General features: G+C 41.8%; 18 protein-coding genes. All 18 read right to left on the bottom strand.

Annotation, left to right across the window (positions count from 1 at the left end; all coding sequences use genetic code 11):
* Positions 1–5 precede the first annotated feature (5 nt).
* Positions 6–953, bottom strand: a complete 948-nt coding sequence (locus tag A3K86_RS19045; protein WP_068335128.1) for a hypothetical protein — start codon at positions 951–953, stop codon at positions 6–8.
* A gap of 115 nt (positions 954–1068) precedes the next feature.
* Positions 1069–2919, bottom strand: coding sequence for a type VI secretion system tip protein TssI/VgrG (tssI, locus tag A3K86_RS19040; RefSeq protein ID WP_068335126.1), 1851 nt, complete (start codon positions 2917–2919; stop codon positions 1069–1071).
* A 53-nt stretch (positions 2920–2972) separates the two neighbouring features.
* A complete protein-coding gene (locus A3K86_RS19035; protein ID WP_068335123.1) occupies positions 2973–3470 on the bottom strand; it encodes an Hcp family type VI secretion system effector in 498 nt (165 codons plus the stop codon).
* A 221-nt stretch (positions 3471–3691) separates the two neighbouring features.
* The gene (gene tssH / locus A3K86_RS19030) at positions 3692–6271 is read right to left on the bottom strand and encodes a type VI secretion system ATPase TssH (RefSeq protein WP_068335120.1); all 2580 of its coding nucleotides are present in this window, start codon (positions 6269–6271) and stop codon (positions 3692–3694) included.
* A gap of 23 nt (positions 6272–6294) precedes the next feature.
* A complete protein-coding gene (tssG, locus tag A3K86_RS19025; RefSeq protein WP_068335117.1) occupies positions 6295–7263 on the bottom strand; it encodes a type VI secretion system baseplate subunit TssG in 969 nt (322 codons plus the stop codon).
* A complete protein-coding gene (tssF, locus tag A3K86_RS19020; RefSeq protein WP_068335114.1) occupies positions 7260–9089 on the bottom strand; it encodes a type VI secretion system baseplate subunit TssF in 1830 nt (609 codons plus the stop codon). The genes tssG and tssF overlap by 4 nt, the downstream gene beginning before the upstream one ends.
* 1 nt (position 9090) lies before the next feature.
* On the bottom strand, positions 9091–9558 hold the full coding sequence (gene tssE, locus A3K86_RS19015) for a type VI secretion system baseplate subunit TssE (protein ID WP_068335111.1): 468 nt from the start codon (positions 9556–9558) through the stop codon (positions 9091–9093).
* A gap of 6 nt (positions 9559–9564) precedes the next feature.
* Positions 9565–10377, bottom strand: coding sequence for a type VI secretion system accessory protein TagJ (locus A3K86_RS19010; protein WP_068335109.1), 813 nt, complete (start codon positions 10375–10377; stop codon positions 9565–9567).
* A 3-nt stretch (positions 10378–10380) separates the two neighbouring features.
* A complete protein-coding gene (gene tssC, locus A3K86_RS19005) occupies positions 10381–11931 on the bottom strand; it encodes a type VI secretion system contractile sheath large subunit (protein ID WP_068335106.1) in 1551 nt (516 codons plus the stop codon).
* Positions 11932–11993: 62 nt separating this feature from the next.
* Positions 11994–13484, bottom strand: a complete 1491-nt coding sequence (gene tssC / locus A3K86_RS19000; RefSeq protein ID WP_068335103.1) for a type VI secretion system contractile sheath large subunit — start codon at positions 13482–13484, stop codon at positions 11994–11996.
* Positions 13484–14017 carry a type VI secretion system contractile sheath small subunit gene (gene tssB / locus A3K86_RS18995; RefSeq protein WP_068335100.1) on the bottom strand — a complete coding sequence of 178 codons (534 nt, stop codon included), beginning with the start codon at positions 14015–14017 and terminating at the stop codon, positions 13484–13486. Before tssB ends, tssC (A3K86_RS19000) begins: the two co-directional genes overlap by 1 nt.
* A 34-nt stretch (positions 14018–14051) precedes the next feature.
* Positions 14052–15185 (bottom strand): type VI secretion system protein TssA, encoded by a 1134-nt coding sequence (tssA, locus tag A3K86_RS18990; protein ID WP_068335097.1) that lies wholly within the window; start codon positions 15183–15185, stop codon positions 14052–14054.
* On the bottom strand, positions 15185–16009 hold the full coding sequence (locus A3K86_RS18985; protein ID WP_068335094.1) for a PP2C family protein-serine/threonine phosphatase: 825 nt from the start codon (positions 16007–16009) through the stop codon (positions 15185–15187). The genes tssA and A3K86_RS18985 overlap by 1 nt, the downstream gene beginning before the upstream one ends.
* Entirely contained in the window at positions 16009–16695 is a 687-nt protein-coding gene (tagF, locus tag A3K86_RS18980; protein ID WP_068335091.1) for a type VI secretion system-associated protein TagF, read from the bottom strand. Before tagF ends, A3K86_RS18985 begins: the two co-directional genes overlap by 1 nt.
* Positions 16677–20222 (bottom strand): type VI secretion system membrane subunit TssM, encoded by a 3546-nt coding sequence (tssM, locus tag A3K86_RS18975; protein ID WP_068335088.1) that lies wholly within the window; start codon positions 20220–20222, stop codon positions 16677–16679. The genes tagF and tssM overlap by 19 nt, the downstream gene beginning before the upstream one ends.
* Positions 20222–21541 (bottom strand): type VI secretion system protein TssL, long form, encoded by a 1320-nt coding sequence (gene tssL / locus A3K86_RS18970; protein WP_068335084.1) that lies wholly within the window; start codon positions 21539–21541, stop codon positions 20222–20224. Before tssL ends, tssM begins: the two co-directional genes overlap by 1 nt.
* 16 nt (positions 21542–21557) lie before the next feature.
* Positions 21558–22883 (bottom strand): type VI secretion system baseplate subunit TssK, encoded by a 1326-nt coding sequence (gene tssK / locus A3K86_RS18965; protein WP_068335081.1) that lies wholly within the window; start codon positions 22881–22883, stop codon positions 21558–21560.
* A gap of 137 nt (positions 22884–23020) precedes the next feature.
* Positions 23021–23488: a type VI secretion system lipoprotein TssJ gene (gene tssJ, locus A3K86_RS18960; RefSeq protein WP_068335078.1), complete on the bottom strand. Its 468-nt coding sequence runs from the start codon at positions 23486–23488 to the stop codon at positions 23021–23023.
* Positions 23489–23490: the final 2 nt, after the last annotated feature.

Below are 23490 nucleotides of genomic sequence, written 5' to 3'. Positions count from 1 at the left end.
TCACTTTATTCATCTAGCCAGCCAAACAACGCTGCGCTTCGGTATAAGCCATCGGCTATATCCAATTGCATTACTGTTTGATCATCATCAAGAATTTTTTTTTGATATAAATATTGCGTGTGTAACACGTTAAACATCCCGGTTAAACAACCTAAGTCGCCAACCCGAATACCATTGAAAACCGTTTTAAGTTCATCATTAAAATAAGAAGCCAGCGGTGGTAATTGAGTAATCCACTCATCGACCATAGGCTGTGAGTTATTCAGTGGTAGGTGTATCGCATCGATATTTTTCAAACACTGCTTATTAAAGTGTCGAAACAAATTAGCCACTGCGGAGCCAGATGTATTTACATGCGCCTGCGCAACTTTATTTTGCCAATAAAGCTCAAGTCCCTCAGAGTCTACTTTTACTTCGATCAACGCCATTCCATCGCACGCAGTTACACCCGACGCATCAAATGGGTAATGGGGTAAGCAAGAAGAGTCGCTATCTAGGCAAAGGCGACGATGACTATCTACGGCAATCACTAATACTGATTCTGTCGCATCATCAGATAACAATTCTTGCAATTTTGTTAACGCAAGGAGAAAAGCAGATCGGCCGTAAGGATATAAATGTACCTGCGAGTGTTCACTCAAAGCTGGTAGCTGACTTGCATATAATTGAAATAAATTAGATGGCGCATCTGGAGAAGATGCAGCAAATGCAGGCATCAAAATAACAATAGGCTTTGACTGCCAATCTTTTGGTAATAAAGGAATTAATTGATGAAATAGCCAATTAAGCCGAGCCATATAATGACTATCTAACTTATTTGTTGCTAAATGCGCACGACCAGTGAAACTGGCATTTTCAATCCATTTAGGCGCCAATGCTTCTTCACTAAAGAAAGCATCTAATTCACTGCTCGTTCCGATTTTTAACGCCAATGGCGACAATACAATTGGCATGATCACCTAACCGATGTTATATCGTCATTCTTTCTATAACTAACAAGGTGATAAAAAATCTGTGCCTTATTAACAATGACTTAAGTTAATTTGAACCCATGCTTTTACTCATGGCTTAGTTCAGCGTTATTTGCCCTGCTTGCAGAGCAATCGACTGACCATTAATTTCAACATTTGAGCCTTGAATACTGATATCACCACCGCTTGACATAGTAATGGAGGCTGAACCAGTTTTAAGTACGATTTCACTACCCGCATCAATAACAATTTGGTTACCAATTTTATTAGATTGGTTATTTTTCACTTCAACCAAATGATCATTATTAACCGTAAACTGTTGGTTATTTTCGATTAAGATAATGCGATCATTTTTCACCGTCAGCTGATGATTGTTTTCAATTTCTTCAAGGTGATCATTTTCAACTGTGACGAAATGATCTTTTTCAGCATGAATTGCTAAATGCTCGCTATCTTTGGTGTCATCAAAGCGAATTTCATTACAGTTACTGGCTTTGCCTTCAAGCGAATGCGTTCTAATTCCGCTTAGATTTCCGCGGTTATACGGTGGTGGTTGACTGGCGTTGTATAAAGACCCACAGATAATTGGCTGCTCAGGATCACCATTTACAAAATCAACCAAGACTTCTTGGCCAACACGAGGGATAAAGAAACTTCCCCAGCCAGCACCAGCCCAAGCTTGCGCTACGCGAATCCAGCACGAGCTGTTCTCGTTCGATTCACCTTCTCTATCCCAATTGAACTTCACTTTCACACGACCAAGGTTATCAAGATAAACTTCTTCACCTTCTTTACCGGATACAATCGCGGTTTGAATACCGTGAACCCTTGGCTTAGTGACAATATTATGCGGTCGATAAGCAACCGTTTCAGGCACACAACTAAATTGATTATGGATAACCTGTTGTGATTCTTTTTGTGCCCCCAGTTGTGAATGAATAGCAACGTGCAAATGCAATTGTGAAATCACAAAAGCCTCACCCACCAGCGCAGGATCTTCATGTTCACTAAAGCTAAAAGTTTTTCCTACAGCAAAAGAACGGCAGTTACTCGACCCACTACAAGCATGGGTATCTTTCTGTAAGCCTTCAAGGATATTGCCTGCGGTAAAATCAACCCTAGGATTAAAACCAGATTCACCTTGATACTGATAAAGCTCACTTTCAGGTGGGTTAAACCCCGTTTCAAAATGACTATGTTCGGCAGAAGGCGGATTATTGGGGCTTTGTAAATTAAAACCTGACACTGCACTTTTACCCGCAGCAAGTTGTAAACCCGTCGTCCAATGATGAACATGCGGTTCATTTAATGAACCCGTCATATGACGAACACTGCTTTCCTCACACTGAGTATAATTTTCAACAGAATCAGCAAGTACCAATACGTGTTCATCTTCAGTATGCTCAAAGAAGAAAAAGATCCCTTCTTCTTGAAGTAGTCGTAAGACAAAATCTAAGTCGGTTTCGTGGTATTGGACTTTATAGCCATAAACTGGATAAGTCTTTTGGCGATCATCTCGAAAAGCAACTTGATGACGAGAAAACACTTCTGACAGAATTTCTTCCAGCATTTTCTCTTGATAGATTTTGTAATGATTTTTAAAACTCGCCAAATATAAATTGGGACGAATCGTTAAAATATAATCTTGATAAAGTTTTCCATCTGCACTATCAGGTATACGACTGCCAACGCATTCTAATTGTGCAACAACACCGTTAAAATAACGGGTCACAAATTCTGTATTAAGATTATACTCAAGCTCAATTGTTACATTAGTACCGATTAATGATTCACGATCTATTGTAATTCCGTTAGCAAAAGCATTTGCTTTCAGAGAAAACAATCCTGAAAATTCCTCCTGATAATCGAAACTTGTTAAGATTAGGCTATCATTCCCTAATCCTGTAAGTAACTTAATACATTGTTTCTCTTGAGAAGTACTGATCATTACACTTTCGCTCTAATTAGGGGTAGAGAACATCTACCCCTATAATTTTAATATTAACCCACTTTACCAATAGTGTGCTTGCCGCTGTATTTGTACGTACTATGACCTTGCTTGATATTCTGATCACTTGTTGGCCAAACTTTAAGTTCCATTTCAGTAAATGAAATAGTTAAAGTTTCGATAGGACGATCATCTTGTACTGAAATTGAGTAAGCTGAAATCATTGCATCAGTAAGGACATAAGTAATAATGTCTTCGATGCCATCTTCACCTTGCTTTGTAATATGGAATCTAGCTTCTGCAGACTTACCAGTAGTCGCTTCTTTAAATAGCAAAGTTGACGCAGAGTCTTGAAGCTTAGTCACTGTCATATCGTAAAGACGTGCTGCACTTGCCTCACGGTCTTTTGCTGTACCTGTGAACGAAGTGATTTCACGCCCCACCCCCCAATCGACAGAAAGCACAGTAATTAAACCATCATAAGTACCACCTTCTTGACCAGTACCTTCACCTTTAATACCGTTGTAATACATATACGTATTAGATTGCATGCAAATCTCCTATTAGCATTCTTTAATTTATACACAGACTAATTATTAAGCACAGGCATTCACTGCATCATTTTATTGATAGCAATGTTTTTAAATGAGTTATTAAATAACTCCGTTAATATTTAATTACGCGAGCATAGTTACACAGCTAGTAAATAGCGCAATTTCAAACTTTATTTTTTTGAAAATGGCTCACAAATATCACTGATAAGAAATAAAAGTCACTCAATATCTACGATGAAATTATCACTGTTATATGTAACCATAATTTTATTTATAGATTCATTATTAGATAATTTACCTAGAATCTCAGTCGATAATAATGGCAATAACGTTTTCTGTAGGTTTTGTTGAATTATACGAGCTCCCGCTGTTGGGTCATTAGATAAATCAACCAAATAATCAACCACGCTATCATCAGCTTCAAGTATTGCACCGTAGTTGTTTTTGAACCTTTTCTTTAATCGGTTTAATTGTAACTGGGCAATCTCTTTTAATACTTTTTGATGTAATGGTAAATAAGGGATGATGTTCATCCTTCCTAAGAAAGCCGGTTTAAATACTTTCAGTAGCTCATCTTGAATGGCGTCTTTCAACCCATCCGTGGTGGGTGCAAGCTCAGGATCTTCACAAAGCTGCATAATAAGATCGGTTCCAACATTCGACGTCAGGATGATAATGGTATTTTTAAAGTCAATATCACGCCCTTCACCATCTTTTATCGTTCCCTTATCAAAAACTTGGTAGAAGATGTCTTGTACTCCTGGATGGGCTTTTTCTATTTCATCAAGCAATACCACACTATAAGGCTTACGGCGTACAGCTTCAGTTAACACGCCACCTTCGCCAAAGCCAACGTAACCTGGAGGAGAACCAAGAAGCAAAGATACCTTATGCTCTTCTTTGTACTCAGACATATTAATCGTCGTAATATGAGCTTCGCTGCCGTAGATTTGCTCTGCTAAAGCCAGTGCTGATTCCGTTTTACCTACCCCGCTCGGCCCTGATAGCAAAAATACCCCATTAGGTTTATTTTCTTCATTCAAGTTAGCTCGGGAAATTTTCACTACTTCAGCAAGGTGATGCAGTGCATGATCTTGACCAATAACACGTTTTTTCAAATGCTCTTCAAGGGTGAGGATTTGTTCAATCTCATCAGCTTGCATTCGACCAACAGGAATCCCCGTCCAATCCGCGACAACTTCTGCAATTAAGTGCTCATCTACTTCATAGAACACCATCGGCTCACTGTTTTCGGCCAACTCAGTTTTTATTGCGCCTAATTCAGCTTTCACCTCCAGCTGTTCTTGATCACCAAGTAACTGCTTTGTCAGTGCTTGCGCTTTGTCTATTTGCGCCTTTTCTTTTTCCCAATCATGCTGGCAGTGCTCATAATCGGCTTCTACTTGCCTCAATTTATTATTGAGTAAACCAATCGCATCTTGATGATCACTGCCTATGACAGATTCTTTCTCTAACAATGCAATTTCAGCTTGAAGTTGTTCTTTCGTTTTAACTAATCGTTCCAACTTCGCAGGTACCGTAGCTTGACTCATTGCCACACGAGCACAAGCAGTATCAAGTAAACCAACGGCTTTGTCTGGTAATTGGCGACCACTAATATAACGATGTGAAAGCTTTACTGCCGCTTGTAACGCTTTATCTGTAATCGTGACCTGATGGTGCTTCTCCATTACAGGTAAAATACCGCGTAGCATTACAATCGCTTTATCTTCACTCGGTTCATCAACTTTCACTACTTGGAAACGACGTGCAAGCGCCGCATCTTTTTCAAAGTACTTTTTGTATTCAGCCCAAGTTGTAGCAGCAATAGTACGCAGCTCACCACGCGCTAACGCAGGTTTCAAAATATTGGCAGCATCACTCTGCCCCGCTTGCCCACCGCTACCGACCATGGCATGCGCTTCATCGATAAAAATAATGATAGGAACAGGAGATGACTTAACTTCTTGTACGACTGACTTCAAGCGGTTTTCGAATTCACCTTTCACCCCAGCGCCAGCTTGCAATAAAGCCAGATCTAACGAGCGTAGAACGACACCTTTTAATGAATCGGGCACATCGCCAGCCGCAATACGTAAAGCCAAACCTTCAACTACGGCAGTCTTACCAACGCCGGCTTCACCGGTCAAAATAGGGTTGTTCTGCCGACGTCGCGATAAAATATCAATCATCTGGCGAATTTCATCATCACGACCCACAATCGGATCAATTTCCCCATTATGAGCTTGCGCAGTAAGGTCAATTGTAAACTGCTCTAATGCAGGGCTAGAGTGCGAAGATGTCGACGCTATTGACGAAGCACTGGCAGCTTGTTGAGACAGTTCATCCCACGCATGAACTAATTTATTCGGTTCTATCTTCTCCAGCTCAACGCTATATTGACCCACTACCATTGTTAATGAATCATCCGCAAACATGGCATAAAGCAAGTGAACAATATCAAGCTCTGTAGCATTAAATTCTATCGTCGCAGCTAACCACGCTTGACGTAATAAAGTGACAGTATGTATTGCCAACCCAGGTGCATCAGCACACCCCGTCGGCAATTGCTCTAACCTTATTAGCAAATCGTGCTTTAAACGCCCCTGGTCGATGCCAAAAAACTGAGACACCGTTTGATATTGCGCCGAGCCAGACTCACCAATGCTATATAACCAATGCAATAATTCGACGCTCGCATGACTGCGAGAATTCGCTAATGCCGCACTGGACTCCAGTGTCCTTTTTGCCTCTGGCGTGAGTTTATCCACCAAGGCCTTTAGTGTCATTGTCGACATACTTTACCTTTCTTAAACTGAAGTTAACTAATCGAAATTGTGACGGGTTCCGATGCCATACTGGCAGGCATGCCAAGCATTGCACTCAGCCCTAATTGCGACTTGCCATTTAAACAAGCCTGCGGGAGGTCGCGATATTGAGTTTGTAATTGCCAATTCACTTGAGTTGATTGCGGAACAAAATGCTTAGCGAGATGATCGAGTTGTTGAATGCGCTTTCCTTTGTGAATCAAATCGCCCGCTAAGTCCGGGTTATTCACTCGTAACACCACACGAATCGCGGCGTTCACATCCCAAACTTTAGTACCTAATACTGTGGAGTTTCCTAGCTGGGCATGCTGCCCCTCAGGATCAAATGAGGTGCCCAACATCGTTTGTTCGCTTTCTTGCAGAGGCACCCAACGACCAACAAACTCTTCAATCTCCACTTCACACTGCAAAGTTTCAGCTAAAATTGCTTTTAACGAAGCGCTGCTACGTACCGTTTTTGCCAGTAACCCGCCCCAATAAATATCCCCTATTTGCTTTGCCCCAGTTAATGCCTTCAGCGCAGTATGCAAGGTATTCTCTTCACCCCATAAATGGCGTTGATAATGCACAGGGAACTGGTATTTTTCCCAAGCTTTATAATGCAGAGAAATAAGACGGTGATTAAAGAGGTCAAGAAAGTCCCGAAAGGCATAATCTTTCTTTTTTGCACGTTGCAAAATCATTTCACTATAGTGCCGAGGTAAAACGCCCGATACCCCAGTTAAGCCCATAGAGCTAACTTCAACTACCGTTTTTCCTTGGTCACTTTGTTGGACATCAACCTCTTTGGCAGCAAAGCCTAAATGTTGAGAAGTGACGAACCGCACAGGTTCATCATCCACAAAGGCATCCGTACCTATTTCGAATTTATCTTGTTGCATCTCAAAATAACGATGCAAGGCAAAAACAACATCGAAGAAACCTTCACCATTAAATATGCTCGGGTCGAGTTTGGTTGTCATAGCAACACCTGCCCACCCGCAGTAGCAGGCCACTCATGAAAAGCTTGCTCTTGACCTTGGAGCCACACTCGTAAACGAGTAAAACTATTTACCGCCGCATATTGAGCAAAGAAGTGAGCAAGTACATGACTAAACATAAATATCGTCGACTGCTGCACGTCATTTGCAGAGAATGTAATATCGATATCAGAGCCATGACAAAAACCAACTCGGCCATGTTGATTAACACGCGCTGTCGCAGGCGTAACTTTCAAACCAATAATGGCATCAATTAATACCTTGGTTTGTGGCGACGCTTTAAAGTCATATAGCCGTAATGTTTCTTTCAATGTTGACAGACTATCTTGATCACTAAAACTGTTCAGCGTTAACAGCTTTGCTAATTGCCAACGAGTACTGTCATGTAGGCGTGGACGTACAGGCTCTGTTGGCGGGAAAAGACAGCGGGCTTGCTCAAACACATCACCTTGTTGTCCCAAGAACACCTTAGGTTGCCCGCCACCAAATGGTAAACGAGCTGCTAAGTTTCGATTACTGCACAAAGTATCAATACGTAAACTCCAGCGATCTTGCTCTTCCGGCTCAAATTGATGAGATAAACGGTCAATAACAGCGATGTATGTTTCACGCCCCGGCTCGTCAAAACCACCAGCCCAGTTCGCATCTTCACGACGAATATTCCAATACAGCTCATGCTCAGATAGATAATTGGGATGCTCGCCTCGATAAAAAGGCACTACATCCACTTCGGCATTATTCCAGTTGTAAGCTTTAACGCTCTCTACCCGAATCACTTCATTAGATTCAGACTGATTAAAAGAAGGCGTTATCCTGTATTCATAATTCACGCTGTCGAGCGCAATAGGCTCAACTTGCTTTTCAAATAAATTGATAATGGGTGTGCAACCAAGTAACACATTATCCGATGTTAGCTGCTTTGGCATCACATCCGAAACATCATCAAAATAGAAATAGATATCCGCCTGTTCTAAATCTCCAAACCAAGCTGAATCTAAATCAAATAACTCAACGAATAGGTACTTTTCAGGCAATAAAAAGTACTCAACCAACATACGGTAACCAGCAAAACTCTGCTTACCATAAGGAAGTACCGCCTGAAATTCATCAAAACCTGTAGCACGAACATGTTTTGGTGATATGTACTTAACTTGACTAGATTCCCCTCTAGATACAATGGCAATTCCCACCAAGGAGCGCATTAATAATTGATAAAGCGGATAACTTAAGTGGGGTAATCCACTGAGATAAAAACGCAAACAAGAGAAATCAACCTCAGATAATATTTGTTCTTCATCATGACAAGCTAAATTCAACTTCATAACTGAACGAGCTGTCTTAGGAAACTTAGCCTCAGGTGCAGTAAAAGGAGCATTTTCAAACTGCACGCCAGCCAAATCAAACGGCCACAGCTGAGTTTGATAACACGTTTGGAACTGACAACGTTTAAAATGATCCGCTACCAACTCAACAGTGTTTGCTTTAGGAACGGTAAAACCAACATTTACATTATCTTTTGAGGTCAACTTGATTACGCTCATTGGTGGAATAGTAGCGTGGTAATCAGGATATAATTGACCAATTAGCGCCTCAGTTAATTGTGGATAGTTGTCGTCTATACTGCGGCGGATCTGGGCTGTTAATAATGAAAAGGCTTCGATAATGCGTGAAGCATGGGGATCTTCAACTTGATCATCACTGATCCGTAGTCGCCCCGCTATTTTAGGATATTTTTCCGCATACTCAGCCCCCATTCGACGAATATAAGCTAACTCACGATTGTAATATTTTAGCAAATCATCGCTCACGCTAAGATTCCTCTACCTTAATTCCTAAACTGATAGGCTCCACTTCTGAGTCGAAGATAATCTCTTCCTCTGCCTCGCCGACGCGAAAAACAGCTTGAATACGAAGTCTCAGCACACGATCGTCCGGCTCATCGTCGCCAAGCACCGATACAATTACTGAGTCAAATCTAGGCTCGAAACGTTTGATCGTATCTTCTACCATACTGCACAAAAGGCGCCTGCTATCTTTGCTACCAAAAGGCATGGATGAAAAGTCAGACAATCCATAATTTAATAACGAAGAATCTAATTCACGTAGATGACTTGGCCACTTTCGCCATGTCTTTCGAGAGTTAAGCAAAGATTCTAAGTCTCTACGGACACTATTCTTCAACATTTGTAATGAATAAGGTTTAGGTCGTTCAGCCTCATTCTCAGGCGACTCATCAATCAAGTTATCTAACAGTGATGGCTTCAGTGGTACATACATAACTCATTACGCTTCTGTTACAACTTGACGTTTTTCTTCCGCTTCAACAACTTCACACTGTGACAAAGCAATCGCTTCTTCACCTACAAGCCACATTTTTAACCCTTGCCCAACTACTGTTTGCGTACCTGAGATTTCTAGCCAATCAGTCTCTCGCCCAAGCTTCTGGGCATCTGTTTCGCTGGCGATATAAGTAATAGGAACAAAAGCATCGCCGCTTGGTCCTCCAGCCACTTCGATATCAACCTTGCGCCACACTAACTCAATCAAAGATGTGACAGGCTTAAACTCAAGGCGATCGATAGCATCAAACGGCACCAAGTAATAGCCGCCATCAGTACCAAATAACTCAAGATACCCAGCTAAGCTATCATCAAGCTCTCGACAATCTTCATGTACCTTGCCATTTACCTTCAATCGAGCAACTTTTCGTGTGGCCTCTAATTGAGTCGTTCGTTGCTCAATATCTTCAATATCATTTGATAAACGTGCCATATTCAGAGCAACAAAATGCTCAAAAGTCTCTGTTTCACCAACTAATAATTGTGCCGAGGCATGCCCATTAAAGTAATCTATGCGAGATTGCGCAGCATGAATAAGCTGTCGTAAATTATTACCGCCTACTAAATATTCTGGACGTTGCTTAATTAATAATGATACTTGCTGATCGGCCCGCTCAAACTGACCATCAATACATAGCAGTTCAATAAAGCTACAGCGTAAATCACAGTCTGTTGGATTAAGCTTTAGCTTTTCAATAAAGTCAGCAATGATAACGTTTAAGCTCTCTTCCCTAAGGCGAACATTCAAATTTTTCATTATTTATCCATGACGATTTAATATTGGTGATAATTCTGTAATCAAACGTATATTAGATACCATTTGGTCTAACTGAAAATGCGGTCTCAAGTGCATGACAGAGTAAAAATGCCCTGGTTTTCCTGCAATTTCTTTTACTCTAACCTGAGCTTCATTCAAAGGGTATTTCGCAAGTAGCTCATCTGTTAGATCATCTGATGTTGAGGTGTAATTTAAAATCCAACTTTGTAAAAATTGATTTAATTGAGCTTCAGTTTCAAAGCCACCAACTTTGTCTCTGCATATAACTTTTATATAATGAGCAAATCTTGATACACACAAAATATATTGTAACATCGATGCTAATCTCGCATTAACAATATCAGAACTACTTCCTGTTCTCTTCGGTGTATTAACTGAAGCATTACTGTAAAAAGTAAGTAAACTTTCATTACTGATTGTTGATATTGGAATAAACCCACTATCAGCTAATTGCTTTTCAAGCTTATCACCTACTTGTAAATTAACCGACATTTTATGCTTATTTAATCGACGAGTAACACAATAACTACTATATGGGACCCGGACAACAACTCCCTTTCTCAGCTGCCCTTGTTGAACTCCGCGAATTTGTGAAAACCAACCTGACTCGCAAAAAGCACGAACACATACGGCACCAAATGCGTAAGCTGCATTACCCCAAAGAAAATCTGATTCTGAATCACACTGTACTTCATGAAAATAAAACTTTTCACGCCTTGAACCATCTCGCTTATAAGGTGCTCTCATTAATATATCGGGTAAGGTTATGCCTAAGAATTTAGAATCATCCATTTCTCTTAAGCTATTCCAGTTGATATAGTCCATCTGAGAGAACTGTTCATTAATATCTCTAACTGACGCTAGCTCAGAAAAAGTATCAACCCCCATAAAGCTCGGTTCAGCTGAAGTTATAAACGGAGCAAAAGCTGCGGCAGAAACTTGAGTGACTTTCCTTAAAACATCGATATCATTGATACCATCTAATCTATCTATTTTATGCGTTATTTTATAATCACCGATTAATAGATTGAAAGGCTCCCCACCGGGCATATTAAATTCATTATTATAAATAATTCTAAAAAAGTCACTTTGGTCAAATTCAATCGCTTTAGTACAGTCTCTCGATAATTCTTTCCAAGAAAGGTGTAGAAGCTTAACTTTGCAATCTTGATCTTTGTCATATATTGCTTTCTCATCAACTAAGTATTTAACACCTCTCCAGCTAGCCTCTAGTTTTTTAAACTTCTCACTATGAATAATCGAATTCAGCTGATTATTCATTTTATTGTCAATAGCCGTGATAGCAAAACCAAGCAAACTCATTATATGCTTTTTATCAATATGACCAGAAGCACTTTTTCGCAAAGCCTCATTATGAATATCGAGCCATACTTTTAAAGCCACCCCGTCATCTTGAATATCTAAAAAAGCATCGATCAACTGACTTTCAGCATACTTACCATATATTTCATGATTATCTATTTCATACGGTGTCAATGATTTTTCAGATACAAAAGATAATGTAGATCGCAACTCGTATATTCCTTTTTGACTAAACTGGCCTATTAGCTAGGCCAGTTAATTTTTTGGGAGAGTTATCCAATTTCTGGAATTTTTGCTACAAGTCGCATCGACGTTGTTAACTCTTCCATCTGTAACCATGGACGAAGCCAAGCAACAGCGTGATAAGCACCAGGCTGCCCAGGAATTTCTTGCACTTTAACTGCCGCTTCTGCAAGAGGGTACTTTGCGCGGCTTTCTTGGTCAGCCCCTTCCGTTGTATTAACATAAGCGTTAATCCAGCGATTTAACCAACGCTCTACATCATTAGTTTCCATGAAACTACCAATCTTATCGCGTGCCATCACTTTCAAATAATGAGCAAAACGAGAAGTTGCCATGATATAAGGTAAGCGTGCAGATATTTCAGCATTTGCGGCGGCTTCTGGCGTGTCATATTTAACAGGTTTTTGACAGGTTTGCCCGCCAAAAAATACTGCATAGTTAGTATTTTTATAATGACATAAAGGTAAGAATCCTAATTTGCCTAATTCAGCCTCACGACGATCAGTAATACCTATTTCGGTCGGACATTTTAAATCAGGATCGCCCTCATCACTCATAAACATATGAGCTGGTAGATTATCAACTAATCCTCCACCTTCAGCTCCTCGAATAGCGGTACAAAAACCTGATTTCGAGAATGCATCTGTCATTTTTGCACCTAATACATAAGCAGCATTCATCCATGAATAATCATCATGCTTAGCATTAATTGCTAAACCACTTACAGGATCAAGGTTAAATTCTTCATAACGGAACTCCTCTACAGGTAATGTTTCTTTACCGTAAGGAAGACGCGAAAGCACACGTGGCATAGCTAAGGTAACAAAGCGTGAGTCAGGACTTTCACGGAAAGAACGCCATTGAGTATATTCAAGGGATTCAAAAACTTTTTCCAAATCACGAGGTTTAGTTAACTCTTCCCACTCATTAAAGCCAAATAACCCTGGTGATGCTGCTGTTAAGAACGGTGAGAAACCTGCAGCGGCGACATTAGACATCAAGCTCAGCATCTCGATATCTTCAGGGTGGTTGGTAAACTCAAAGTCGCCAACTAATGCCCCATAAGGTTCACCACCTGGAGTGCCAAATTCCGCTTCATAGACTTTCTTAAAGATTTGGCTCTGATCAAACTCTACTGCTTTACTCAAATCTTTATGTAATTCTTTTTTACTTACACTGAGGACTCGAATTTTTAGTGTCTGACCAGTATCTGAATTTTGTGCTAAATAATGGAGGCCTCTCCAGCTTCCTTCTAATTTTTGAAATTCATCTTGATGCATTATCTCCGCTAGTTGTTTCGAAATTGCATTATCGATCGATTCAATCGCCTCATTAAACGTTACTGTTAAGTTTTTATTCCAAGTAACAGTACCTTTTAGCGCTTCTTCCGTTAAAGTCCGAAGTAATTCTTCGGCACGAGAATTTTCAGTTTGCTTTGTGGCAACAATTGCTTGCTCAAGAAAAGAGGTGCTTTGCGCTTCAACTGTTGGATCCAGTGTTTCTTGCGTCTGCATATTCATTAAGCACCTTCTCCTTCTGGTTGTTTTTCAGAAATATCTTCACCCAACTTTAATTCACCAGCTAACTTATTTAAGTTTTCTGTATTGTTTAATACCGTTTCTAATACATTTTCAAGATCTTCCGAGCGATCCACTTTTGTCATTAGATCACGTAATTTATTGCGTGTTTCTAACAACTTCTTCAATGGTTCTACCTGATTGACAATTGCTGTTGGCTCGAAATCATTCATTGAATTGAAAGTAAGGTTTACACTCAATTCGGTACCATCATTAGCCAAAGTGTTGTCTACTTTAAAGTTCAACGTAGGGCTCATGCGCTTCATCACATCATCAAAGTTATCGCGATCAATCTGTACGAAACGTCGATCTTTTAATGGTTTTTGTTCATCCGTGTTATGACCAACAAAATCCCCCATTACACCCACAACAAAAGCTAACTCTTTCTTCACTGTTAGTCCTTCTGTTTCCACATCATAAGTAATGTGAACACGTGGTTTTCGTACCCGAGACAGCTTCCCGTGGATACTTTCCATATTTCTCTCCCTTCTCTATAGCTGTAGTCTTAATTTATGACGTGGCGTCGTTATCAGACGAAATACCTACCAACTTAAAATACCCCTCACGAGCAGAACCATCATCTATTAGCTCTGCAAGTAAGTCTGGTAACGCTAAATCACTCCATCTCACAACTTGATCGATGGCATATGACATCGGTGAATGAGGCTCTGTTTTTCTAAAAAAAGTCGAAATTCTCTTTAATTCAGCAATTGCATCCTGACGGGAATTTAATTGCTGCTGTGCAATATTAGCGGTTTGATTTCCAGCATCATTGACTGGCATATTAGGGCTAATATCCAAGAACTCAGATGCAATATCATTTTCTACTTCGAGTTTATCGCCAGCTAAATATTTCACGGCTGTTAACGCATCATGTAAGCGTTTTGATATATGTGATGTCGATAATGACAATCCAGTCGCCTGATCCATGACTTGAACTAAAGCATCATATGCCTGAATTGTTTTCTCTATATCAGTAACTAACTCAATAAAGAACTTCGATGAAGACATCTCAACAGCGGCTTCAACTCTCTTTAATTCAATAGCTCCTTGATCTAAGCGATAACGTTTTTTTTCCTCATCAAAGCGCTCAACTTCACATGCTTGTTCATACTCCCACAGTGCGTAAGCTTGCTCTCCATCAAATTCAGTTAGAGGAATACACGCAATAGGCATCAACAAAGTGCCCTCACCTTCTACACCATTTAAACCAACTAATGGCGCAACTCGCGTTTCGATACCATCTTCATCAGGCATCGGATATAAGGTGTCCCAAAACTCCTCAATCAATATTTTGGCTATCGTGAAACCATGGCACAGGCCCGCAAAACCATAATTTCGTGTTAGCGCTTCGATGTACCATGCTGTGTATTCCAAATCTTTGGCTTCTTCTAAAAGAATATTTGGAACACGCTCAACTAAAGGTCGCCATTGGTTAGCAAAACTCAATAACGGTTCACCATCAATCAAAGCACTACGTTCAGCTGTTCTAGCGTTGTTACGTACATTTTTAAGCTGGTAATAAACCGACGTTGGTGATGCATCCATTCGAGGGTCTTGACCACAAGGTTGTTCCGCGTCAATAGGCGAAACTAAGCTATCGATATCAACTTGAGCGCTTTCTTCAAAAGGCAAAATAGCCATTATTCACCTCGTGTTCGTATTCTTGGCTGACTAAACAAAGGAACTGTGGCATCGGCATAATTTGCCGATACTTGCACCGCATCATGATTAGGCGCAACAGCCTTCACCACAGCACAAGTCACATTATCGGAAGCGCCATGAACCAGTGCAGAGTGCATTAAAGCCTGGCCAACATCATTCACGCTTTGCGCCTGAAAGCAGGCTGCAATTTCCCTAACTGACAGCTCTTTGGTTAATCCATCGGAACACAACAGAAACTGATCGCCGGCCTGCAACGAACCTGAAATATGATCAATACTTACCACCTCATCGACACCAACGGCACGAGTGATCACATTAGCAAGCGGGTGTGTCTCCGCTTCCGCTTCATCCAACAAGCCTTTATCAACCATCTCCATCACTTGACTATGATCTTTTGACTGCTGAATTAATTGCCCGTCTCGATACAAATACATCCGGCTATCCCCCACCCATAAGCAGTGAAATTCTTCGTCTTTGATATAAAGAAGTACGGCTGTCGTCCCCATGGTGGATTTTGCTAAATCATGAAAGCCGTAATGATGAATTTGATGATTCGCCTCTGTTAATGCAACAAATAAGTCATTAAGTGTTAATAACTCGGCACCAATAGCGGCTACATTTTGCTCGACAATATCAACCAGCATTCGGCTTGCAATATCACCGGCGGCATGACCTCCCATACCGTCAGCGACAACCCAAACCCCCTCTTTTTGCATCGCAAGGCAAGCATCTTCGTTATATGTGCGAACCTTACCCGGATGCGATTGTGTAAATGAAAAGTAATTCCATTTTTGGTGTAGCATTACCAACCCCATTGCTCCCAACGCCCATCAAGAAAAGCCGAAAATTGGCTCACTAAAGGTAATCCATTTGAAATAACGCTACATTCAGGAACGTATTCAGAACCGCTTGTCCACCACAGGCAATAGCGCCCATATTGCTGCTGGTACGCATGATGGAGTAACAAATTGGCATCAACGGGCTCACTTAAAATACAGTGCTCACTACTTTGACTCAGTACAGAAATCGGTGAAGCTGGTGGTTTGACTTCATGGTGCCAACACGCCTGTTTGGTTTTCTCGACCCACTCTCCCAAATCCACTTCATCATCAAGTACCTGCAAAATATGCTCTTCTGATTGCACGCTCCACTCGCGGTCTAACCAATAATCCAGAGGTGGTTGATCGATAACGGTCGCTTGCGAAAAAAAGAACTGGCGACCCACACTGTCGACACTAGGCATTAGACTGCCAATCAGTGCTTTTTCACCGCAAACACCGGCCGAAAAACCGAAGTGCCATATAGGTCCAGTCATGTAATACTCTTGCCAAGCTTCTTCCAACTGCTCACGACTCACCGCCACCGAAGCTTGAAGCCACTCACTCCATGAAGAAATGAAGTTCGCCGACAGCTTGTCTTGAATGAAATCACCACGTTGTGGCACTTTGCCAAAGTAGCCAAAGCCTGGCGTTATAATGTTGTCGGGCATGAAAAGCGCTCCATATCTCGAGACCAAAATGGGTTAATCGCGCTATTTGGTATTAACTCTAACTGCGCTTTATTTCCTTTCAGCTCAATGACCAACATATTGTCTTTTCGTGACTGTGGGCGCGCTTTTAGTGATTTATCTAGTAAGCGGAACAACCCCCAGGTTCCACCATACGACTCGGTCACCACATGACCTGCATCCGCAGGAGTGAAGACAACGCGGGTCTGTCCACCATCTGGCCAGTACAAAGTCTTCGCTCGTGGTGGCTCGTGTTGATACGATAGTGACTGACGACCTACTTCAAATTTAAAACGCTTAATATGCTGATCGAGAGAGAGCGGCTTAATACCAAATTTTAATTTCGCATTCTGCGTTCCCGCCTCAAAGAAGGCTTTACGAATCGCCTCTGCTTGAACAAAGACTTGGAGGCTTTCCTCTTTCAAACCAATCGATTTTTCAAAGCGCCATTTGTTCTTCGACTTATCAACAAAAGGTTCTAAATATTTATTGAAGAAACCATCTAAGGTGCCGCCATAGCCAAAGAAGCGCTCAAAATCCCTAAGTGGCAATTCACGTGACGACTTAGGATCAAACGGGTATTTACCTTTAATGAGAGTTTGATACTCCTTCAACACCGTTGACTTCCATAAGTCATTAACATGTAACTGTGAGCCTTTTTTCGCTAACTTGGACGTCTGCGTAGAGATCTTGCCCAGCCAGTTAGAGAATGGATAAGGTAAATTTGCCCGCGCCGTTTTAATCGCAGCACCAATGGTTTTATTGTTGGTTTCCCCTAACAAACTCTTATACGCAATACGCTCGTTATTACCTGAACTCGTCATTTCCGCTAAGTAATTGTTAAGCTGTACAAAAGAGGCATGAACGGCTTCAAGCTGGTTTTCTGACACACTCAATAGTTCACCAAATGCATCTTCCACTTCTTTACCAGGCAGAGTAATTTGTTTTTTCCCAATGTCAGACGGTAAGTAACGATTAAGCCGCTGTTTTTGATCGTAAAAAGCAACACCTGCAGCTTTTGCTGCAACTTCTCCAGCAGCCTTCGCTTCTTCGCTTATTTGGATATGGGTTAACCGAAGTTCCTTCTGCGCCGCTAAAATCAGTGATTCAACAGGACGTTCAGGTCCAGCCAAAATTTTAGCTTGGCTCAAACCCTGATCCGCTGTTTGATACTTTTTCAACTGCAGATCATTTAGCAACTGAGTCCACTCGTAGATGTAATCGCGGTAATACTTAAAGCGCACATCTTTCACCACATGATCGGCGCTGCTTTCATTGAGTTTCAGCTCATCGCCATAAACCCAACTGTCTTCCATCAAACGCTTAACCATGCGACTACTTTCGAGCTGGAACACACCATGGAAGCCGTTATAGGTATAAAAACCTGGGATCCCCATACTTAGCGGCTTACCACTTTTACGCTCAAAGATGGCTAAGCTTTGCGAACCTAAAACATCAGTCAAACGGAAAGATGGCACATGGCTTTCGACAAACTCCAACTTCAAACGCTGGTAAGCACGCTCCGATAACGGCATAGCCGTCAAGACTTTACGGGCCGCTTTAACAGCATCTTCATTCATCGCAACATTGAGCACGCCCGCTTTTTGCAAGTTCTTACTATGAACCAGTAATGCCGCACGTAAGGTTTCATTAATTTCACCCGGGTATTCGCGCTCAAAGTAAGACTCCAACCAACTTATCACTTGTGTGGCTTCATAATGTTGAGGCATAAACAGCATCAGATACGTTTTCAATGTTTCGTATAAATACTCACGATACTCTTCGTTCTGACGCATTTCTTTTTCTAAGCCCGTCGTCAAAAACTGAGCAAAGATCCCTTGCAGTGCTTGGTAGTAAGCAGATACCGCTGGCTGCCCCAGCTTTTCACCTTGATATAAACCAAAGTGCTTAATACTGTCGTCATCTAGCATATTCTTGCTAAATCCAGCAGGTAACGCTTGCAGGACATTAAGCCCTTCAACCAAGCTCACTACATCCGATTCAACTGTTAGCTGCTCACCCACAACCCCGTGGTATTGATCAATGGCATTCATCGACTCATCAACCAGATAGGTGTTCCACTGGTAGCTCTTGCCCCAAATCGCTCCCATGATCAGAATCGCAGCGCAACTCGTACCAACTACACCACGATGCAACCAGCGATTTTGCTTTTGATGTACACGGTTTACAGTGCCAAGGAACTGCTCTTTGATGATCACATCTTCAAATAAGCGTTTAATGAAGAAGCCTTTTGCTTCTCCGCCAGCCTGACGCAGTGGTACTTGGCTTAAGCCTAATCCGCCCGAGGTTTCTTTCATTACCCGATCAATCGGTACCCCTTCTTGGGTGGCACTGGCTACAAATACCCCGCGAAGCATAGGCGGCTCTTCAAACGCATTGGCAGCAAAAATTTCTTTTAAGAAATCATCAGCCGCCGCTTGTAAAAGGCGTAACTGTTTCGGAAATTCGTAGATCAATGTGCGCTTGTCGATATCGCGTTCACGACTCAAGCGATAATTCATTTTCTCCAGCAAGCCCGTCAACAAATGGTGAAACTCTTTATTAAATAAGCTCACTACGCCTTTATCGGATTGCGGTGTCGATTCAGGGAAAGTGATCCCCCAGATCTGATCGCGCTCTTCTTGATCCAAATCGGAAAAGAACTCATTAAAGCCAGCGATCAAGTCCGCTTTGGTCAGAATGACATACACAGGAAACTGCATCCCAAGTTGGTTTTTCAACTCAAGGATCCGCTGCTTAATGGCACGAGCATGAAGATTACGTTCAGTACGCGTTTGAGTTAGCAGGTTCGCTAAGCTCACCGTAATGATGGCGCCATTGATCGGGCGACGGGTGCGGTGCTTTTTCAGCAAGCCCAAGAAACCAAGCCATGCGCGTGAATCTTGTTCTGAATTACTGTCTTGGGTTGTGTATCGACCTGCGGTATCAATCAGAACGGCTTTGTTGGTGAACCACCAATCACAGTAGCGTGTACCACCAATGCCGGCTAGTGGGTCATTACCTAAGCTTTCTTGCAGTGGAAACTCCAGCCCCGAATTTTGCAAAGCTGTCGTTTTACCTGTTCCCGGCGGACCGATCATGATGTACCAAGGCAACTGATAAATACCACGACCACGCTTACCTTTGGTCTCATTCAGCACATCGAGTGCCTGAATAATACGGCTTCGTAGTGTCTCGATTTCTTGCTGCGAGGCTTCATCCGCTGGCTGACTGTCGTCACCATCAAGTAGAGTCTTTACTGTTTGTTCATTTTGTTTCTTGCTTTTCGCTTGGTGAACAATGTTGTAGAAACCCCACAACATGGCGAAAACAAGCAGCACAACCAATCGTGATACAGGGCTACTTAATGGTTCAGAGCCTGCAATTGCAACCAATGGACCGCCAAACCAAATCAACAACGACAGTGCGATAAGACCTAATAAAGTGATCACCCATTTCTTGCGGAAGAACGCAATCAAGGCACCGAATACACGCTTTAAAAATGCCATTATTTTTCCGCCCTACGTTGTTGGTATAAAAGATCAATCTCGACACGGCGATTACTTGCTCGATTCACATCACTGGTATTTGGTAATCGAGGATTCGCATCCCCTTGCCCTTCAGGCCACAAACGCCCACGAAGTTCTGTTCCCATCGCTAAGACATTGGCAACAGCAGTGGCACGAGCTAACGATAAGTGCCAGTTAGATGGATATTTACTGGTAAAAATAGGACGGTCATCGGTGTGACCGACAATCATGATGCGCCCTGTGGTCGACTCAAGCGCTCGGGCAATTTTAGATAACAGCGGCATCACAGAGGCTTGGACCTCATTGCTACCCGACGCAAACAATTCGCTCGATTTGATCACCAAGCGAATACGATCTGGATGAGATTCAAATTCTAGTAAACCGCGCTCAACTTCCGATTGCAGCAGTTGCTGCAGCTTCAACGCCGCTGGGTCTTGATAATATTCAACTTCCTCAGATTCCACGTGAAGTGGAACTAAGGTACTTAATGACTGAAAAGCTTGATTAGAATAAGCATTGATGTGGTAACTAAAGCCCATGTACATTGCTAGCAGCAGCAGACCAAAAAACGATCCTGTCACCCACAGTGGGATCCCTTCGTGTGTTTCACTGCCTGCTTGAACGTTGTCTTGCCATTTCGGTGATAGCAGCTTGTTATGGCTACCACGTACTTGAGTTAACGCTTCAAAAACTTGACTACGGTAGGCTTGTAATTTGTCCTCACCACGCTCAGCAATACGCAATTTTCCGGTAAAACCTAGGGCCAAACACAAATGTTGTAACTCTAATAATTGATAAGATTGATGCGGTGTTAGCAGCGCTTTATCGAGTAGAGAATAAAAGTATTCGCCACCCCAAGTTTCAGCATGAAAAACCGACAGTAAACTTTCAGAACGCCATACAGAACGCTCACCCCAAGGGGTGTTCATCACAGTTTCATCAAGGAAAGAACATAAGCAGTAACGTGCTGCTTCAATATCTTCGCTAGATACCGCTAGCCCTCTGAGCTGGTTTTCATAATCGCGGATTTTCTCAATGCAGGTTTGGCGTAAAAAGCCAACATCGTTATGATCGTGCGTTGAGCGCATTTGACCGATCAAAGACAAAATACTGCTCGCTTGATCTACCAATGGATTTTCACCCAATGAAGGCAAACGATGCGCATTCGCGCCCTTATTTGCCTGCATCACCAACACTGTTTGATTCAGATCACCACTATTCGATAAGGTCGACTCGGGTGATGATGCAGCCTTTTTGCGTCTTCCTGGCTGAGGCTTTAAAACCGTTTGGTCTGACATAACCGATTCCCTACTACTATTGGTTAACAGCCCAGCACTGCAAATTCAGTGACGGATAATGACCAGATAAATGGATAGCAATACCGCCACTCGCCATTAAGCGCGCCCAGTATTCGTTGCTCTTATCGAGTTGGAAATAGTGGTAACCGGCATGGTATGGAATTTGACGTGGCGCAACAGGCAACACATCCACGGCAATCCCTGGCAATTGGTTATTCACCAGATCGCGAATATGCTCAACAGGACCAATTTTGACCTGACTCGGGAAACGCTTACGAAGATCTTCCGGTTCAAGATCCGATTTAACAGCCAACACGAACTGGCTACTACTAAGCAGCTTTTTATCTGGTACTTGCGCAATGTGAATACCAAATTTGGTCATTTCGATTTGAATTTGTACCGCGGTTTGCTCCAACACCGTGCTTAAACACAATTGGAGATGCTGCTTTAACTGCGCAAATACATCGCTTAAACCACTGTGAGCATACGTTGGTAACTCTGCCGGACGTTTACGGCTATTTGAGTAAGTCGACAGCTCCCCTGCCATACCGTAGAGCAAACGACATACCGCTTCAGGGTGAGTTCCTTCAATCGCAGCCAAATGTTTAAGCGTTGGCTCATAACGATTAAGCGTTTGCAGCATTAAGAAGTCAGCAATCGAGGTCGCATTACCTTGTGACTGGTTTAATCGCCCAGCCAAAGTATCTGCACGAAGCTTGATCTTGCCAACTAAATCAGACAATAAGCCATGAATGTTCGCGTTGCGTTGGGCATTCAATGTTGGCGGAATAAAGTGTTCATCAAGAATGATATTGCCTTCATTCGTGACTTCTATAATGCGCGCAATGGGCAGAGTGTAATACCCCGTTAAGCGGTCATTATCTAGCTTCAACTCTACAACTAACGAAGCAAGCTGAAGTACCTCTTCACCTAACTCACCACTGTTATCAACAACAGTTTGATCTTTATAACGGTAACGCGTTATTTGTTTATTATCTGCAGTAGAGATTGTTGTGTTATTTGCTTTTTCAACAGGTACGGCAAGCACCACAACTTTATTTTTAACACTCTTATCAATAATTAAAGGTTCAGGTAACTGGTCACGCTGTGGCGCCATGACGACACGACTATCAGGCATAACAACTTGTGCATTTTTTAATGCGATAGTTGTTTGAGCCAATAAAGAATGATCTAACTCTAAGTCAACAACTCCCCAAGGGAAAGCTGTTAATTGACTCGCAAAATTAGAACTCTCATTTAATAAATAGCGCTCTTGCTGTTGAAAGTGTTGTGGCCTTAAAAACATCCCTTCACACCAAGCAACACGTTCCCAGTTACTCATAAACAACCTTACCAATTAATAGACTTTGAATCGTTACGTATGTATCTAAAAGTAATTATTTAGACTTAATAATAAAATAAACAATGAATTCGACTTAAAACCTAACATTATTTACTGGGCATATCTCCCAAAAATAATTACGATTGGTCTACGTAGATAGATAACTTATCAATAACAAGCTTATGCGTTTTATAGCCTGTATGGTCTAGTTCTATCACTTCACGCCATTTCGCATTTTCTAGATCGCGATAACCAACTAACACCCCAACATATTTACTACCAGGTGCCATTTTCAAGTCATAAGAAAGTTTATCGCCTGGTGATAATGACAATTCATCCTTTGATACCAAATCAGGACCAAAGATATTTTCAGATTCGTCATAGATCATAAAAAAGTCTTGGCTTTCAAAGATTGTTTTTGACTGTAATTCAAAAATCTTCACCACTACAGGCGATGAACGACCATTTAAATCAGGGTTAACTTTATTACTTACAGTAAAATCTAACGTTGTATAAGGGTCTACAACTAAGTTGGCTACCGTACACCCTTGTAATAAAGAAACCAAAGCAACAGATGTGAAAAAAGTGCGTATTTTCTTAAGCATAG

This window comes from Photobacterium jeanii, from assembly GCF_001650345.1.
In the GTDB taxonomy this organism is placed as follows: domain Bacteria; phylum Pseudomonadota; class Gammaproteobacteria; order Enterobacterales; family Vibrionaceae; genus Photobacterium; species Photobacterium jeanii.
The sequence above is the reverse complement of the archived record's forward strand: the minus strand, read 5'-3'. Positions and strand labels throughout refer to the sequence as shown.